Source organism: Mycobacterium genavense ATCC 51234, from assembly GCF_000526915.1.
Lineage (GTDB): Bacteria > Actinomycetota > Actinomycetes > Mycobacteriales > Mycobacteriaceae > Mycobacterium > Mycobacterium genavense.
On sequence record NZ_JAGZ01000005.1, the window covers coordinates 26,341 to 42,530 of the forward strand.

Sequence of the window (16,190 nt, forward strand, 5' to 3'; positions counted from 1 at the left end):
CGGATCGGGCAAATCGGCGTGACCTGGACTTATGGTGTGATCGTGCTCGATCTGGAACCGCGTGGCCCACTACCCACGGAGATCTATTGGCGGCGCAGGGGGCTGGCCCTGGGGATCGCGGTCGTCGTGATCAGCATCATCGTCGCTGCCGTCGTCGCTTTCATGGGCAACACCGCCGGTGCCAAGCCGGCCAGCGTGAACAAGGCCGGCCCCGGTCAAAGCACCCCGGCGGCGCCCCCGCCGCAAGCGCCGCCACCGCCGGGGCAGGAAGGCGTCACCCCGGTGCCGCAGGGGCAAAACCCCGAGGCCCCCACCCCGACCGCGGCTGTGCAGCCGCCTCCGGTGCTCAAGGAGGGCGACGACTGCCCCGACTCGACGCTGGCCGTCAAGGGGCTGACCAACGCTCCCCAGTACTTCATCGGTGACCAGCCGAAGTTCACGATGGTCGTCACCAACATCGGGTTGGTGGCCTGCAAGCGCGATGTCGGCGCTGCCGTGCTGGCCGCCTACGTCTACTCACTGGACAACAAGCGGCTGTGGTCCAACCTGGACTGCGCGCCGTCGAACGAGACCCTGGTCAAGACCTTCACGCCGGGCGAACAGGTGACGACGGCGGTGACCTGGACCGGCATGGGGTCCTCGCCGCATTGCCCACTGCCGCGGCCGGCGATCGGACCGGGCACCTACAACCTCGTCGTCCAGCTGGGCAATCTGCGCTCGCTCCCGGTTCCGTTCATCCTGAACCAGCCACCGCCCCCGCCGGGGCCGGTGCCGGGTCAGCTGGCGGTGCCGCAGCCCGGGGCTGCTCCCGGTCCCTCGCCCGCGGGCTAGTTAGTTGAGCGGGTCGGCGATCGTCGACTCCGCCAACTGCGAGAGCCCTTCCCGGACATGGCGGGCCCACATCGCGCCGATGCCGTCGACAGATTGCAGGTCGTTGGAGCTCGCGGCTAGCAGACCCTGCAGCGTCCCGAAGCTGCGGACCAACAGATCCACATGCGTGAACTGCAGCCGCGGGATGCCGGCCATCGCCCGGTAGCCGCGCGGGCTCAGCGCCGAATCTTGCGCCTCGGCCGTCGTCGGATATCCGAAAACCTTTGCCAGCGATGTGATTTCGAGTAGCTCGGTATCCGACAACGCGTCCAGCTCGTCCAGCGTCGCGGTCAGCTGCGCATCCGAGAGCGGTTCGGGGCTGGCGTGGTAGTCGCGCACGATCAACTCCCGGTCGGTGTCGTTGCCGCCCAGCAGCTCCTCGATCTGCAGCCGCAGCTGACGCCCGTCGGTGCCCAATTCCACGACGTTGTAGTCGATCACCAGCCCGATGTGGCGGACCAGTTCGAGTCGCTGCACCACGGTCATCACGTCGCGCAGCGTGACGAAATCTTCGATCTCCGCGCGCGACAGCAACCTGCTGACCTCGTCGAGGCGGGTCTTGTAACGCTCCAGGGTGGCGATGGCTTGGTTGGCCCGCGACAGGATGGTCGCCGAATCGGCCAGCACATGGCGCTCCCCGCCGACGTAGACGGTGACGATGTTCATCGAGTGGCTGACCGAGATCACCGGGTGGCCGGCCTGGATCGCGGCCCGTTCCGCCGAGCGGTGCCGGGTGCCCGACTCGTCGGTGGGTATCGACGGATCGGGCACCAACTGCACGTTGGCCCGCACGATGCGGCTGCCGTCGGTGGACAGCACGACGGCGCCGTCCATCTTGGCCAGTTCGCGGAGCCGGGTCGGGGCGTATCGGACGTCCAGCGCGAAGCCGCCGTCGCAGATCGCCTCGACGTTATCGTCGTTGCCAAGCACGATTAGCGCGCCGGTACGGCCGCGCAAAATGCACTCCAGGCCGTCGCGGAGCCCGGTGCCCGGCGCCAGGCGGGCGACTGTTTCACGCAGCGTGGGACGCCTCACAGCCTGTCATTCTGCTACGCCATTGCCGGTGGCGGGACAATGTGTAGCCGTTCGAGCCGTACCGGCCCGCCGCTGCGGTGGTCGGCGATGTCGATCATGTGCCCCAGCGCCGCGCCGATGTTGGGTGCGCTCAGGGCCCGCATGCCGCGCGGAACGGCCCCGCATCCCGCCGGGATGAGGGCGGTGCTGCACCCCTGCCGGGCGGCTTCGGCCAGCCGACGATCCATCCCGCTCACCCGGCGCAGATCGCCCGCCAGTCCGACCTCGTCGATCATCACCGCGGTGGTGGGCAGCGGCAGATCGGCAAGCGCCGACGCCAGCGCGATCGCGACGGCAAGATCCGAGGACGGGTCGGTAAGCCGCATGCCGCCCACCGTGGACAGGTAGATGTCGTTCGCGGCGAGCGGCAACCTGGCGTGCTTTTCCAGCACGGCAGTGATCATCGCGGCCCGGGAGTGGTCGATCCCGCTGACCGCGCGGCGCGGCGAGCCGGCGTTCGGCGTGGCCAGCAGCGCCTGGACTTCGCCGATCAGCGGACGCTTGCCGTCCAAAGCGACGGTGATCGCGGTACCGGGCACCGGGGCGGGCCGCTGATCCAAGAACAGGTTGGACGGGTCGGCCACGCCCTCAATCCCGTTGTCGTGCAACATGAAACACCCGACTTCGTCCGCGCCGCCGAAGCGGTTCTTGATGCCGCGGACCATTCGCAGCGAGCCTTTGCGGTCGCCCTCGAAATGCAGCACGACGTCGACGAGGTGTTCCAGCGAGCGCGGTCCGGCGATGGCGCCGTCCTTGGTGACGTGGCCGACCAGGATCAGAGCCACGCCGTTGGCCTTGGCGGCGGCGGTCAGCGCGGCCGTCACCGCGCGCACCTGGGTGACCCCGCCGGCGACCCCGTCGGACTCGGTGGTGGACATGGTTTGCACGGAGTCCACGATCACCAGCGCGGGTTTGACCGTCGCGATGTGGTCGAGCACGGTGGGCACGTCCGATTCGGCGGCCAGGTACAGCTCGTCGCTGCCGCAGTCGATGCGGTCGGCGCGCAGTTTGATCTGGCCCGCGGACTCCTCGCCGGAGATGTACAGCGCGCGCCGCCCGGACTGCGCCCACAGGTGGGCGACCTTGAGCAGCAGCGTCGACTTGCCGACGCCCGGGTCACCGGCCAGCAGCGTCACCGAGCCGGGCACCACGCCGCCGCCCAGCACGCGGTCGAACTCGCCGATCCCCGTCGCGCGGTGCTGGCTGGCGGTGGGTTCGATGGAACTGATCGGGACGGCCAGCGACGCCGCATTCACCGGCCGGCGGCCGCTCACCGTTCTGAGCCCGGCCACCTCGTCGACGGTGCCCCAAATGCCGCATTCGCCGCAGCGGCCCACCCATTTGGCGGTGACATGTCCGCACTCCGAGCAACGGTATTGCGAGCGCGCATTAGCCACGTCATGACGGTATCCGGCGGGACCGACAAGACCCGCCGTGACACGGCCGGTTAGATCTCCGACGGCGCCATTCCGGCCGAAATCGGCACCTGCACGCTGGCTTGGCCAGCCTTCTCGAAGGTGAAGGTGAAGTTGTAGGCGAGGCCGTTGGTGATCGGCTTGGCCAGATTGACCGACGCCTTGGCCGCGCTGTTGGGGTTCAGCGGGCCCGGTGCCACCTTCTGGCCTTCCGGCGTGCCGATGAACAGCATGCCGCTGGCGGGCAGGCGAGCGTCACCGGTGACGGTCACGGTGCCGATGTCGCTGGTGATCCCCAGCAGCCGGTCCTCGACATCCGGGGACTGATTCACTGCCACCAGCACCAGGTCCACGTTCTTGCCCGGACGCAGGTAGTCGCCGGTCTGCACGGCCTGGATGCGGATGTCGCGCAGCGCCACGTTGTTGAAGGTGACCTTGTTGCCGTTGACGGCGGGCTCCTGTGTGGCCATCTGCGAGATCTGCCCGGCCCCACAGCCGGTGAGCACGGCGGCAACCAGGGTGGCCACGCCGACTAGAACGACTCGGGCGCGAAGGCCGGCCGCGAGGCTGGTCTTGAAGCGATTCACTCGATGCCTCCTGGGATCGGTCCGGCTGGTCAGAGCAAGTCATGGCACGGTGACGCCCACGTCGCCGTGCAACTATGCACAGTAGTAGGAACGAACGTTTGAGCGGTAGCGCAGGTGCAAAGACCAGCACCGCAACGGCGGTGGCGGGGGCACTGCCGTGGGCAGGACCGGGCATTGCTAGTGTGTTCCATTGCACGTCTTCGTCCGTCTGTCAACCCCTATTCAACGCGCGTTGTGCCCCTGACCTGCACTGTTGCTTCGCGCGTGTTGGACCGCCGTGTTAGACTGAGGTAACGAAAGGGGCTCGAATCTGATGATCTTCAAGGTCGGCGACACCGTTGTTTATCCACACCACGGTGCTGCGTTAGTCGAGGCGATTGAAACCCGCACCATCAAAGGGGAGCAAAAAGAGTATCTCGTCTTGAAAGTCGCGCAGGGTGACCTGACCGTTCGAGTTCCCGCCGAGAACGCCGAATATGTCGGCGTCCGCGACGTCGTGGGACAAGAGGGCCTGGACAAGGTCTTCCAGGTGCTGCGTGCTCCCCACACGGAGGAGCCCACCAACTGGTCGCGCCGCTACAAGGCCAACCTCGAGAAGCTCGCTTCGGGCGACGTCAACAAGGTCGCCGAAGTTGTCCGCGACTTGTGGCGTCGCGACCAGGAACGCGGCCTGTCCGCGGGTGAGAAGCGCATGCTGGCCAAGGCCCGGCAGATTCTGGTCGGTGAGTTGGCGCTCGCTGAGAGCACCGACGACGCCAAGGCGGAGACCATCCTCGACGAGGTTCTGGCCGCCGCTTCCTGAAGGCCCTGAGCTCAGGTGGTCGGGGACACAGTCGTCGCAGTGGTCCCGGCCGCGGGGTCCGGCCAGCGGCTGCGCGCCGGTATCCCGAAGGCATTCTGCGAACTCGACGGGCGCACTCTGCTGGAATGGGCCGTGGCAGGTCTGCTGAAATCCGGGGTCGTCAACCGCGTGGTGGCGGCGGTGCCCGCCGATCGCATCGACCAGGGCGAGCAAGTCCTGGACAACCAGGCCATCGTCGTGGCCGGCGGCGCCGGGCGCACCGAATCGGTCAATCTGGCGTTGTCCGCCCTGCCCGGCGAACCGGATTTCGTGCTGGTTCACGACGCCGCGCGGGCGTTGACGCCCCCGCAGCTGATCGTGCGGGTGGTCGACGCGTTGCGGGCCGGGCACGCCGCGGTGGTGCCCGCGCTGCCGTTGCATGACACCATCAAGGCCGTGGACGCCAACGGCGTGGTGCTGGGCACTCCGGAACGCGCCGGACTACGCGCGGTGCAGACTCCGCAAGGATTCGCCACCGACCTGTTGTTGCGCGCCTACCAGCGAGCGGCCGGCGCGGCTTTCACCGACGACGCCTCCCTGGTGGAACATGTCGGCGGCCAGGTTCAGGTGGTCGACGGCGACCCACTGGCATTCAAGATCACCACCCAGCTGGATCTGCTGCTGGCCCAAGCGATTGTGCGCCGGTGACCGACCTTCCCAGGGTCGGCCTGGCCACCGACGTCCACCCGATCGAGCCCGGCCGGCCGTGCCGATTGCTGGGTCTGCTGTTCCCCGACGCCGACGGTTGCGCGGGGCACTCCGACGGTGACGTGGCCGCGCACGCGTTGTGCGACGCGCTGTTGTCGGCCGCCGGGCTGGGCGACATCGGCGCGGTGTTCGGCGTCGCCGACCCGCGGTGGAAGGGCGTCAGCGGCGCCGAAATGCTGCACCACGTCGTCGATTTGTTGGCGCGGCAAGGTTTTCGGGTCGGAAACGCTGTTGTGCAGGTGATCGGTAACCAGCCGAAGATCGGCCCGCGCCGCGCCGAGGCACAGCAGCTGCTTTCCGATCTGCTGGCCGCTCCGGTGTCGGTTTCGGCCACCACCACCGACGGGTTGGGACTGACCGGGCGGGGCGAGGGCCTGGCCGCGATCGCGACGGCCCTGGTTGTCCCCCACCGATAGCCCCGCGAGCTGCGGTCGGCCGGGCTGAAGTACCAGGTAAGCTGGCACGTCGTGACCGATCGCCCCCCTATGCGGCTACACGACACCGCAGCCGGCGCTGTGCGTGAATTCGTGCCGCTACGCAAGGGGCACGTTTCCATCTACCTGTGCGGCGCCACCGTTCAGGGGCAGCCCCACATCGGGCACGTCCGCAGCGGCGTGGCATTCGACATCCTGCGCCGCTGGCTGATGGCGCGCGGCTACGACGTCGCGTTCATCCGCAACGTGACCGACATCGACGACAAGATCCTCAACAAGGCCGCCGCCGCGTGCCGGCCGTGGTGGGAGTGGGCGGCCACCTACGAACGCGCGTTCACCGCGGCTTACGACGCCCTCGATGTTCTGCCGCCGTCGGCGGAGCCGCGCGCCACCGGCCATATCACCCAGATGGTCGAATTAATGGAACGCCTGATCGAAAACGGTCACGCCTATGCCAGTGGCGGTGACGTCTACTTCGACGTGCTCAGCTACCCTGAGTACGGCCAGCTGTCCGGCCACAAGATCGACGACGTCCATCAGGGCGAGGGCGTGGCCACCGACAAACGTGACCAGCGCGACTTCACCATGTGGAAGGGCGCCAAACCGGGCGAGCCGTCGTGGCCGACACCGTGGGGGCGCGGTCGCCCGGGTTGGCATCTGGAGTGCTCGGCCATGGCGCGCACCTATCTGGGCCCGGAGTTCGACATCCATTGTGGTGGAATGGATTTGGTATTTCCGCACCACGAGAACGAGATCGCGCAGAGCCGTGCGGCCGGGGACGGGTTCGCCAGTTACTGGTTGCACAACGGCTGGGTCACCCTCGGTGGGGAGAAAATGAGCAAGTCGCTGGGCAATGTGTTGTCCATCCCGGCGATGCTGCAGCGCGTCCGGCCGCCGGAATTGCGCTACTACCTGGGCAGTGCCCACTACCGGTCGATGCTCGAATTCTCCGAGACCGCCCTGCAGGACGCGGTGAAAGCCTATGTGGGCGTTGAGGAATTCCTGCATCGGGTGCGGGTCCGGGTCGGCGGCGTCGTCCCCGGTGAGTGGACGCCACGATTCGCCGAGGCGCTCGACGACGACCTCGCGGTCCCGATCGCGCTGGCCGAGATCCACCACGCGCGCGCCGAGGGCAACCGGGCGCTCGATGCCGGCGACCACGAGGGCGCGTTGGAGAACGCTCGCGCGATCCGCGCGATGATGGGCATCCTGGGCTGCGACCCGTTGGACGAACGGTGGGAAACGCGCGACGAGACCTCGGCCGCGCTCGCGGCGGTCGACGTGCTCGTCCGGGCCGAACTGGAAAGTCGGCAGCGGGCGCGCGAAGCGCGAAACTGGGCTCTGGCCGACCAGATTCGGGATCGGCTCAAGAATGCCGGCATCGAGGTCACCGACACCGCCGACGGGCCGCAGTGGGAGCTGCAAGCCGGCCCGGGTAAGTGATGGGCAAGTAGATGGCCGGAAACTCGCGGCGGCAAGGGGCAATACGCAGGTCCGGTAAGAAAGCCCCGACGGTAGGTTCAGGCGGTCAGCGGCGCCGGGCGCTGGAAGGCCGTGGCCCCACCCCGCCGGCGCACCTGCGCCCCAATCATCCCGCTGCCAAGCGTGCTGCCCAGTCGCAGCCGCGCCGGCCTGCCAAACGAACCGACGAAACCGAAACCGTGCTCGGTCGCAACCCGGTAGTGGAATGCCTACGCGCCGGAGTCCCGGCGACCGCTCTGTACGTCGCGCTGGGCGCAGAAGCGGACGAGCGCCTGACCGAATCCGTCACCCGGGCCGCCGATTTGGGCATCGCGATCCTGGAAGTGCCGCGCTCCGATCTGGACAAAATGACCAACAACCATCTACACCAGGGCGTAGCGCTGCAGGTGCCGCCGTACAACTATGCCCACCCCGACGACCTGCTCACCACCGCACTGCAGTCGCCGCCGGCGCTGCTGGTCGCGCTGGACAACATCTCCGATCCCCGCAACCTCGGAGCGATCGTTCGTTCGGTCACGGCCTTCGGCGGTCACGGCGTGGTCGTACCGCAGCGCCGTTCGGCCTCGGTGACGGCGGTGGCCTGGCGCACCAGCGCCGGCGCGGCTGCCCGGCTTCCGGTGGCACGCACCACCAATCTCACCAGGACACTGAAGAATTGGGCAGACCGGGGGGTGCGGGTGATCGGGCTGGATGCCGGCGGCGACACGATAGTCGACGACCTGGACGGCACCGACCCGACGGTGGTGGTCGTCGGATCCGAAGGCAAGGGCCTGTCCCGGTTGGTGCGGCAGAACTGTGACCAGGTGGTGTCGATACCAATGGCCGGGCAGGCCGAATCGCTGAATGCCTCGGTGGCCGCCGGGGTGGTACTCGCCGAAATCGCGCGTCAGCGCAGGAGTTAACCCGATTGGCCGGCCGGCTCACCCGCCTGGGCGCCGTGCTCACCGCGGTCGCGTTGCTGGTGCCGCTGCCGCTGTCCGCGGCGCAGGAATCGGGCCTCGATCTGCAGGCGCATCGCGGCGGGCGGGGCGAAACCACCGAGGAATCGTTGCGGGCGTTCGCTAAATCGCTCGAAATCGGGGTCAGCACACTCGAACTCGACGTTGTTATCACCGAGGACCGCCAACCGCTGGTGTGGCACGATCCGGTGATCGACGCGCAGAAATGCGTCGGCACCGGACCCGCATTCGCCGTCGACCCGCAATACCCCTATGTCGGGAAGTTGGTGCACGAGCTCACCCTGACGCAGATCCGCACCCTGGAGTGCGGACGCCTATTGCCCGAGTTTCCCCGCGCCGAAGTGGTGCGGGGAAACAAGATAGCGACCCTGCCGGAGGTCTTCGCGCTCGCCGACTCGTACCGAGCGTCGGTGCGCTACAACATCGAAACCAAGGTGGAGGCCGACCAGCCGAGCAGATCTGCCGAGCCCCAGGAGTTCGTCGACGTGATCCTGGGTGCGGTCCGGTCCGCCGGCAAGGTCTCTTCCGTCGAGATCCAAAGCTTCGACTGGCGAACGCTGCCGATGGTGCACCGGGCCGAACCGTCGATACCGTTGGTGGCGTTGTACGACGAGCAAACCTGGGCACCGGATTCGCCGTGGCTGAACGGCATCGACGCCGCGGTGGTCGGGGATCCGATGCTCGGGGCGCTGATGGTGGGGGCCAACGCCGTCTCGCCCCGATACCAGCTGGTCACCGGCAAGCCATATGTCGATCACGCACATACGTTGGGGCTCAAGGTAATTCCGTGGACCGTCAATGACGCCGGTGCCATGCGCGAGCAAATCGGGTACGGTGTCGACGGCCTCATCACCGACTACCCCGCGACGCTGCGCGGCGTGCTGGCCGAGCTCGGCATGCCGTTGCCGCCGGCCTATCACCGGGGCTAATCGGCAATACGGTCGGCCGGGTCAGATCGATGGCTTCCCGTCGCCGATCGGCCAGGGCGGCGCGCCACAGGATGCCCGGGCGCAGCAACCGGCTAGCGGGGTCGACGAACGAGGTCACCCGGAAGACCTGATCGACTGCGGCGGGGTCGTATTCGGCCGCGGCGAGCACCCGATCGACGTACGCGTTGAGCAGACGTGTGAGCAACGGTGGCTTGCCGTCAATCTCCGGCAGGCAGAGGTCCGGATTGGCCGACAGTTCCTAGGCCGTGCGGATCGGTACCGCCGCGGCCCGGAAGAATCGCCCGGCCAAATCCGCTGTGCCGCAGTCCAGGCAGTCGCGCAGCGCCAATGCCTCGAGGGCGGCGACGATCATGCCCTGGCCGTAGATCGGGTTGAAGCTGCAGATCGCGTCGCCGAAAACCAGCAGGCCCTGGGGGAACCGCCGCAACTTGTCGTAGCGGCGCCACCGGCTGGAGGGCTGACGGTGCCGCGTCGCCGCTCCGAGCGGTTCGGCGGCCTGTATGGCGGCCAGCACGTGCGGTGGCGCGCAGTCCTCGACGAATTCGCACATCGACGTCAGGTCGGGAAGCGGCCCATGACCCGCGATGCCGAAGACGGTGAACATCCAGGTGTCGTACTCCGAATGCACAAAGCCCAGCCCGCGCGGCCGGCCCGGCGCGGTTCCTACGATGAAACCGAACTCGTGCAACGCGTCCGGTGCCATGCTCAGCAGCTGGCTCACGTAGGTCAACTCCACCCGGACCTGGTCCTCGCGTGGGCCGTCGTAGCCGAGGTCGGTCAGCCAGGTCGGCGTGCGGGCGCCGCGTCCGGTCGCATCGATCACCAAATCCGCTCGCAGCGTGAGGCCTTCATTGTTGCGACGGTGGACCACGCGCGCCCCGGTGACGCGACGGCGGTCCGGCGTCGCGGTCAAGTCGACGATGTCGTGCTCGTCGAGTAGCGTGATGTTGGGAATGCTGCGCAGCCGCGCGCGGACGTGGTCCTCGAGGAAAGGTCGGGTGGCGATGTACGCGGTGAACGACGGGGCGCTGCCGTTTCGGGCCATCAGGTGCCCGCCCACGTCGTAGTAGACCTGCGACAGATCCGTGCCGTCCAGGTAATGCGCACCGTCGACCAGCAGTTCGTCGAGAATGCCGGGGAACAATTCCTCCAGTGCTTGCGCACCGCGGGGCAGCAGGCCGTGCAGGTGCCGACCCTGCGGCACCCCCCGGCGAGGGACACCGATATCGGGAAGCGGGTCGCGCTCCGCCACCGTCACCACGTCGAAGAGCTCGCTGAGGGAGCGCGCGGCCAACAGACCGGCCATGCTCGCTCCCAATACCACCGCGTGATTGCCGATCTTCGCCATAGCCGACCGCCTGTGCTGAGCGCTTATCCCGACGAAAGCCATGCTCATGGCCGATGACCGGCGACGGCAGCGTAGTCGACTACGCCACTGCTAGGTTGCGGCTACACATCGGCTCACCGAAACGTCGGCAAAGCGGCCCATCCGATGCTCGTGCACCGTTGTAGTCGCCGAGTGATCGGTGCTGAGCCGTTGACCGGGCGCGACAGTGAATTAGGGATCATTCGCCGCGCCCTCAGCGCAGCGGGCAGTCACTCGGGCGTGGTAGTCGCCGGAGCCGCCGGCGTGGGCAAGACCTGGCTGGCCCACGAGGCGTTGCGGCGGGCCGCGGCGGCGGGGGAGCGGACGAAGTGGATCGTCGGCACCGACTCGGCGCAGGCTGCCGCTGGGAGCGTTCATCGGATCGCTGGGCGAGGCGATGTCGAACCCATTGACCGATGTGCAGCGGGTGATCAATTCGTTTGTCGCGCAACAACGTCGGGGCCGGGTCGTGGTCGGGGTGGACGACGCCCACCTGCTGGACGGATTGTCCGCCCTGGTCGTCCACCAGCTGGCGCAGTCGGGTGGGGTGCGACTGGTGGTCACAATCCGCACCGGCAGCGACGAACCCGATGCGGTGACGGCGCTGTGGAAGGACGGGCTGCTGGATCGGCTTGATCTGGAACCGCTCTCGGCCGCCGCGACGCGCGAGGTCATCGAGAGCAAGCTGGACGGTCCGGTCGATGCACGCAGTGCCGCCCGCTTCCAGAAGCTGACCGGCGGGAACGCCCTTTTCCTGCGCCAGCTGCTGGCCGATCAGGTGGCCGCGGGGCGGATGCGCAAGACCGCCGGGGTATGGATGTGGGACGGCGATGTCGCGGTCTCGGCCAGCCTGTCCGACACGCTGAGACGCCAGATGGGCCGGCTGAGCCCGGGGATGGCGATGGTGGTCGACGTGCTGTCGCAATGTGAGTCGCTGGCCGTTGGCGTGCTGTGCGACTTGGTGGAACGCAGCGATGTGGCCGCCGCCGAGCGGATGGGTTTGGTGAACATCGAGCGCACCGCCGCCGGATTGATGGCCCGGCTCGCCCATCCGCTCTTCGGTGAGCTGCGCCGCGCGAGCGCCGGCGAGTTGTATCTCTGCGAAATCCGGGGCAGGTTGGCGACGTGGTTGGGTGACGACGGCGATGCCGACATGCAGGGCACCGTGCGCCGCGCGCTGCTGCGTCTCGAGTCGGATCTCGATCCCGACCCCGCGTTGTACCTGGAATCGGCGCGCCATGCCATGACGCTGCTCGATCTGGAATTGGCCGACCGGTTCGCCAATGCCGCCACACAAGCCGGCGCCCCCGGGGCCGCCGAGGTGCGGGCGATGAACCTGGTATTGCTCGGGCGCAGCGAGCTCGCCGAGGCGGCGTTGCGTGAGATGGCCTGCGACGGGCTGCCCGGCTGCCACCACTGGGCGACCGTGCGGGCGGCCAACCTGATTTGGTGGCTGTTCAGGCCGCGCGACGCCGCCCCGATTCTGGACGGGCTTGCGGCCGCGCCCGAGACGTCGGCGCAGCGGGCCGAGCGGTTGGCGGTGCAGGCGTGTCTGGACGCGGTGTCGGCGCGCTGCGATATCGCAGCCGAAAATGCCCGGGCCGCATTGGCTTTCCCGGAATTATCGGGCTTCCACGCGATGATGGCCTCGCTGGCGCTGACCATGGCGATGGGGGCGTTGGGTCAGGTCGACGACCTTTCGGACATCGCAGAGCAAGCGCTGCGGCGTGCGACGACGTCATTTCAGGCATCCCATATGCGGTACTGGTTCGCCGCCGTCTACGGCCGCGCCTGTCGGCTGGTCGGACGGATCGGCGAATTCGTCGGCACGGCACAGCAACTGGCCGACTCGGCTCGCGAGATCCCCGGCCTGGCGTATGCGAATCTCTCTTATCTGCTGGGTAACGCCGAGCTGGCCCGCGGCGCCGTCGCTGAGTCGGCCCGATTGGTGCACGAGGCGGTTGCCGGGGTGCAAATACACTCCGTCACAACGGGATTGCGGCCGGCGACGTACTTCGCCCTTGCGGAGGCGCACGCCAAGCTCGGACAGGCCGTCGAAGCGAATGATGCTGTCACCGCCGCACGGTCGTGCGTGCCGCCGGACTTTCTGTTCATGCACACCGCGTTGGCGTTGGCCGACGGTTGGACGATGGCCGCCAACGGACACTTGACCGAGGCCGTGGCAACCGCGCGTGAGGCGGCACGCCTGGCCCGCGATCGCGGCCAGCCCACTCATGAGCTCGCCTGCATTCAGGCCGCAGCGCAATGGGGCGATGCCTCGCAGGCGGCGCGGGCGCGCGAGCTGGCCGATACGCTGTCGCTGCCGCTGGCCGATGCCATCGCGTCCCACGCGGCGGCCCTGCTCGCCGGCGACGGCGAGGGCCTGCTGGCGGCCTCGGCGGCGTACCGGGCGATCGGTGATCGGGCCACCGCCGCCGACGCGGCGGCGCAGGCGTCCGTTGCGTTCGACGAATGTCAGCACCATCGACGCGGGATGTATGCCGCGGCCCTGGCCCGGGAGTTGGCCGATGAATGCGGCGGGTTGCACACGCCGGCGCTGCGGACTCCGACGGGCATAAAGTTGTCCGGCCGCCAGCGCGACGTCGTCGAACTCGTCGTGGCGGGGCTGTCTAACCGCGACATCGCCGAGCAGCTGGTGATGGCGGTGCGCACCGTCGAGGGTCACGTGTACCGGGCCTGCCAGCGGGTGGGGGCCCAGTCGCGCGAGGAACTGGCGTCGATCATCCGATCGGGCCCCTGCGGGGACGAAGCTTACGCGGCGCGTCCGCGCGGCAAGTGGGGTAGTCGGCTATGCATGTGCGCAAACACAACGCGGCCATACCGTGCCTTCAGCAAACGAAGGAGTGCGGCATGGTCGAGATCCTCAAGACACCCGTCGTCGAGGCGGCGGACCTGGCGCCGAAGAATCCGCTCCCGTACTGGCGCCAACTCAAGGCGGTACGGTCCTACGTCGACGAGCTGCAAGCATTGCTGGACGCCGGGGGCCGGGTCACCCGGCTGCGGCTCGCCCCGGCGTGGCTGTTGCCGGACGTGGTGGTGATCGCGACGCCGCAGGGCGCCCGAGATCTGTTGGGCCGCAACGACGAGATCTGCGACCGCGGCCGCGTCCGTTGGATGGCCGAGATGCGCGCTGATGGGCGGCAACTTGCTCAACCTCCCACACGAACGCTGGCTACCGCGGCGGCGCGCGCTGCAGCCGATGTTCACCAAGCGCCAGGTGTCCGGCTATGCCGGGCACATGGGCGCGGCCGCTCAGGGGGTCGTCGACGGCTGGCGCGCCGGCGACATTGTGGACCTGGACCGCGAATGCCGGCTGCTCACCCTGCGGGCACTCGGGCGGTCGGTGCTCGGCGTGGATCTCGACGAGCGGGCCGAGGAGGTCGGGCATGCGTTGCGGGCCTCGCTGTCGTGGGTGGCCGACCGTGCGGCGCGGCCGGTGAACCCGCCGCGCTGGCTGCCGACCCCGAGTCAGCGCGCCGCGCGCCGGGCCAACGTCATCCTGCACGGGCTGGCCGCCGAAATTCTGCATGCGGTGCGCGCCGATCCCGACCGGGACGCGCCGCTGGTGCGGGTATTGATCGAGGCGATCGATCCGGAGACCGGTCTGCCCTTGACCGACGACGAGATCTGCGCCGAGTTGGTGCTTTTCATGCTCGCGGGCCACGACACCACGTCGACCACGCTGACCTACGCGTTGTGGTCGTTGGGACATCATCCCGGCATTCAGGACCGGGTGCGAGCAGAGGTCGCGACGCTGGGTGACCGCCCGCTCACCCCGGACGACGTGATCCAACTCGGTTTGACCGTGCGGGTGCTGCACGAGGCGCTGCGGTTGTGTCCACCCGCGTCGGGGACGGCCCGAACGCCCACCCGCGACATCGTGGTGGACGGCTACCGGGTACCGGCCAAAACCATTGCGCTGGTGAGCTTTTACACGCTACACCGCGATCCCGACCTGTGAAAGGATCCGCTGTGTTTCGACCCGGACCGCTTCCTGCCGGACCGGTCGACGGGCCGCAGCCGGTGGCAGTATCTGCCGTTCGGTGGCGGGCCGCGCTCGTGTATCGGCGACCACTTCGCGATGCTGGAGGCCACCATCGCGCTGGCCACCATCATCCGCACCGCTGAGATCGCCTCCCTCGACTACGATTTCCCGCTGGCCACACCGTTCACGGTCGTCGCCGCGAAGCCCATTCACGCCCACATTTACCTGCGGGCGAAGACGGTGGTCTTCGTCTGACTACAGCCCCAGCAGCCGCGCCGACCCCCACAGTGTGACGACCGCCACCACCAGGGCCGGGGGCACGATGCACAGGCCCAGGCGGGTGTACTCGCCGACACTTGCCTCGACGTCATGCTGACGAAGTACGCGTCGCCACAACAGGTTTGACAGCGAACCGACGTAGGTCAGGTTGGGTCCAATGTTGACCCCGATCAGCACTGCTAGGATCACGACGGGCCCGTAGGGCGCGACAAGTGGCAACAGCACCAGGGTGGCCGGCAGATTGTTCACCACATTGGCCAGTACGGCGGCCACCGCGGCGATGGCAAGTAACACCGGCAGCCCCGACCCGTGCGGCAGCACCGCCGACATCGCGCGGTCCATCCCGCTGCGCGTGACCGCTTGCACCACGACGCCCAGTGCCAACACGAACAGCAAAAACGAAAGCTGGGCCGAGCGCAGGATGTCCACAAACGTGGTGTGCCGGCGGCGCAGCTGCGCACCGCCAGCACCGAGGCGCCGGCCAGCGCCACCCACGCCGGGGCTACCCCCAGCGGTTCGGAGAATGCGAACCCGACCAGCGTCAGCGCCACCATCATCAACACGAACACCAGACGCCGGGGGGCGGGCCCGAGTTCCGCCGGGTCCGGTTCCACCCGCAGATCGTGGGCGAAGAAGCCGCGGAAAACCAGGTACAGCGTGGCGACCGTGGCCAGCCACGGCAACGCCATCACCAAGGTGAACTGGGTGAAGGAGACGTCGGCGACGTGAAATGCGAGCAGGTTGGTCAGGTTGGAGACCGGCAGCAGCAGCGAGGCGCCGTTGGCGAGGTGGGCCGGGGCATAGGCACCCGGGCGCACGGGTGTTCGCAACCGGCGCACCGCGGCCAGCACCACCGGCGTCAGCAGCACGACGGTGGCGTCCAGGCTCAACACGGCGGTGATGGTGGCGGCGATGACGAACACGTGGCGCAGCAGCGAATGCGAACCGCGCGGTGTCCGGGCGATCGTCGCGCCGGCGACCTCGAATAGGCCTTCGTCGTCACACAGCTTGGCCAACACCAGCACCGCGCCCAGGAACGCGACCACCCCGGACAGGTCGGTGACCTGGCGGGCCCCCTGGTGAACCGAGACCGCGCCGATTGCCACCACGATGAGCGCGGCCGGAACCGCGGCCAGCGCCTCCGGCCAGCCCCGCGGGCGCGCGACGGCGAATCCCCAGGACCACGGCAAGCAGCAGCAGCGAAACGGTCAGGGCCAAG

Annotated in this window: 12 protein-coding genes and 3 pseudogenes; 10 read left to right on the plus strand and 5 right to left on the minus strand. The window is 68.4% G+C overall.

All coding sequences use genetic code 11. From position 1 onward, the window contains the following. The first annotated feature begins 42 nt into the window (after positions 1-42). The gene (locus tag T428_RS0112715; RefSeq protein ID WP_156942959.1) at positions 43-831 is read left to right on the plus strand and encodes a hypothetical protein; all 789 of its coding nucleotides are present in this window, start codon (positions 43-45) and stop codon (positions 829-831) included. On the opposite strand, the gene disA is transcribed toward T428_RS0112715, so the two are convergent. The 3 genes from disA to T428_RS0112730 are packed head-to-tail and all read right to left on the minus strand — an operon-like array spanning position 832 to position 3,886. Further along, positions 832-1,905, minus strand: a complete 1,074-nt coding sequence (gene disA / locus T428_RS0112720) for a DNA integrity scanning diadenylate cyclase DisA (protein WP_025736781.1) — start codon at positions 1,903-1,905, stop codon at positions 832-834. Positions 1,906-1,919: 14 nt separating this feature from the next. After that, the gene (radA, locus tag T428_RS0112725; protein ID WP_025736782.1) at positions 1,920-3,341 is read right to left on the minus strand and encodes a DNA repair protein RadA; all 1,422 of its coding nucleotides are present in this window, start codon (positions 3,339-3,341) and stop codon (positions 1,920-1,922) included. Between the two features lie 50 nt (positions 3,342-3,391). Continuing rightward, positions 3,392-3,886 (minus strand): copper chaperone PCu(A)C domain-containing protein, encoded by a 495-nt coding sequence (locus T428_RS0112730; RefSeq protein ID WP_245604892.1) that lies wholly within the window; start codon positions 3,884-3,886, stop codon positions 3,392-3,394. Positions 3,887-4,259: 373 nt separating this feature from the next. Between T428_RS0112730 and carD the strand changes: the two genes are divergently transcribed. From carD to T428_RS0112760, 6 genes are read left to right on the plus strand one after another with little or no spacing between them, the layout of a single operon-like run. Continuing rightward, complete coding sequence (carD, locus tag T428_RS0112735; protein WP_003419482.1) at positions 4,260-4,748, plus strand: RNA polymerase-binding transcription factor CarD; 489 nt, start codon at positions 4,260-4,262, stop codon at positions 4,746-4,748. A 15-nt stretch (positions 4,749-4,763) separates the two neighbouring features. After that, complete coding sequence (ispD, locus tag T428_RS0112740) at positions 4,764-5,435, plus strand: 2-C-methyl-D-erythritol 4-phosphate cytidylyltransferase (protein ID WP_025736785.1); 672 nt, start codon at positions 4,764-4,766, stop codon at positions 5,433-5,435. After that, a complete protein-coding gene (gene ispF, locus T428_RS0112745; protein ID WP_025736786.1) occupies positions 5,432-5,911 on the plus strand; it encodes a 2-C-methyl-D-erythritol 2,4-cyclodiphosphate synthase in 480 nt (159 codons plus the stop codon). Before ispD ends, ispF begins: the two co-directional genes overlap by 4 nt. A gap of 51 nt (positions 5,912-5,962) precedes the next feature. Beyond that, positions 5,963-7,372: a cysteine--tRNA ligase gene (gene cysS, locus T428_RS0112750; protein ID WP_025736787.1), complete on the plus strand. Its 1,410-nt coding sequence runs from the start codon at positions 5,963-5,965 to the stop codon at positions 7,370-7,372. An 11-nt stretch (positions 7,373-7,383) separates the two neighbouring features. Then, positions 7,384-8,313 (plus strand): 23S rRNA (guanosine(2251)-2'-O)-methyltransferase RlmB, encoded by a 930-nt coding sequence (gene rlmB, locus T428_RS0112755; protein WP_025736788.1) that lies wholly within the window; start codon positions 7,384-7,386, stop codon positions 8,311-8,313. A 5-nt stretch (positions 8,314-8,318) separates the two neighbouring features. After that, positions 8,319-9,299, plus strand: coding sequence for a glycerophosphodiester phosphodiesterase (locus T428_RS0112760; RefSeq protein WP_025736789.1), 981 nt, complete (start codon positions 8,319-8,321; stop codon positions 9,297-9,299). A 259-nt stretch (positions 9,300-9,558) separates the two neighbouring features. Here the strand turns inward: T428_RS0112760 and T428_RS27720 are convergent, their stop codons facing one another. Then, positions 9,559-10,668 (minus strand): FAD-dependent oxidoreductase, encoded by a 1,110-nt coding sequence (locus T428_RS27720; RefSeq protein WP_211243949.1) that lies wholly within the window; start codon positions 10,666-10,668, stop codon positions 9,559-9,561. Positions 10,669-10,812: 144 nt separating this feature from the next. On the opposite strand from T428_RS27720, the pseudogene T428_RS35750 reads away from it, so the two are divergent. The 3 genes and pseudogenes from T428_RS35750 to T428_RS27730 form a co-directional block, all read left to right on the plus strand. Next, positions 10,813-10,959, plus strand: a pseudogene (locus T428_RS35750) (hypothetical protein); the annotation flags it as partial. Between the two features lie 124 nt (positions 10,960-11,083). Beyond that, positions 11,084-13,747, plus strand: a complete 2,664-nt coding sequence (locus T428_RS27725) for a LuxR C-terminal-related transcriptional regulator (protein WP_245604893.1) — start codon at positions 11,084-11,086, stop codon at positions 13,745-13,747. Beyond that, positions 13,675-14,947: pseudogene (locus tag T428_RS27730) on the plus strand (cytochrome P450). Before T428_RS27725 ends, T428_RS27730 begins: the two are co-directional and overlap by 73 nt. On the opposite strand, the pseudogene T428_RS27735 reads toward T428_RS27730, so the two are convergent. Further along, a pseudogene (locus tag T428_RS27735) lies at positions 14,948-16,189 on the minus strand (SLC13 family permease). It abuts the pseudogene before it with no gap. Between the last annotated feature and the right edge of the window lies 1 nt (position 16,190).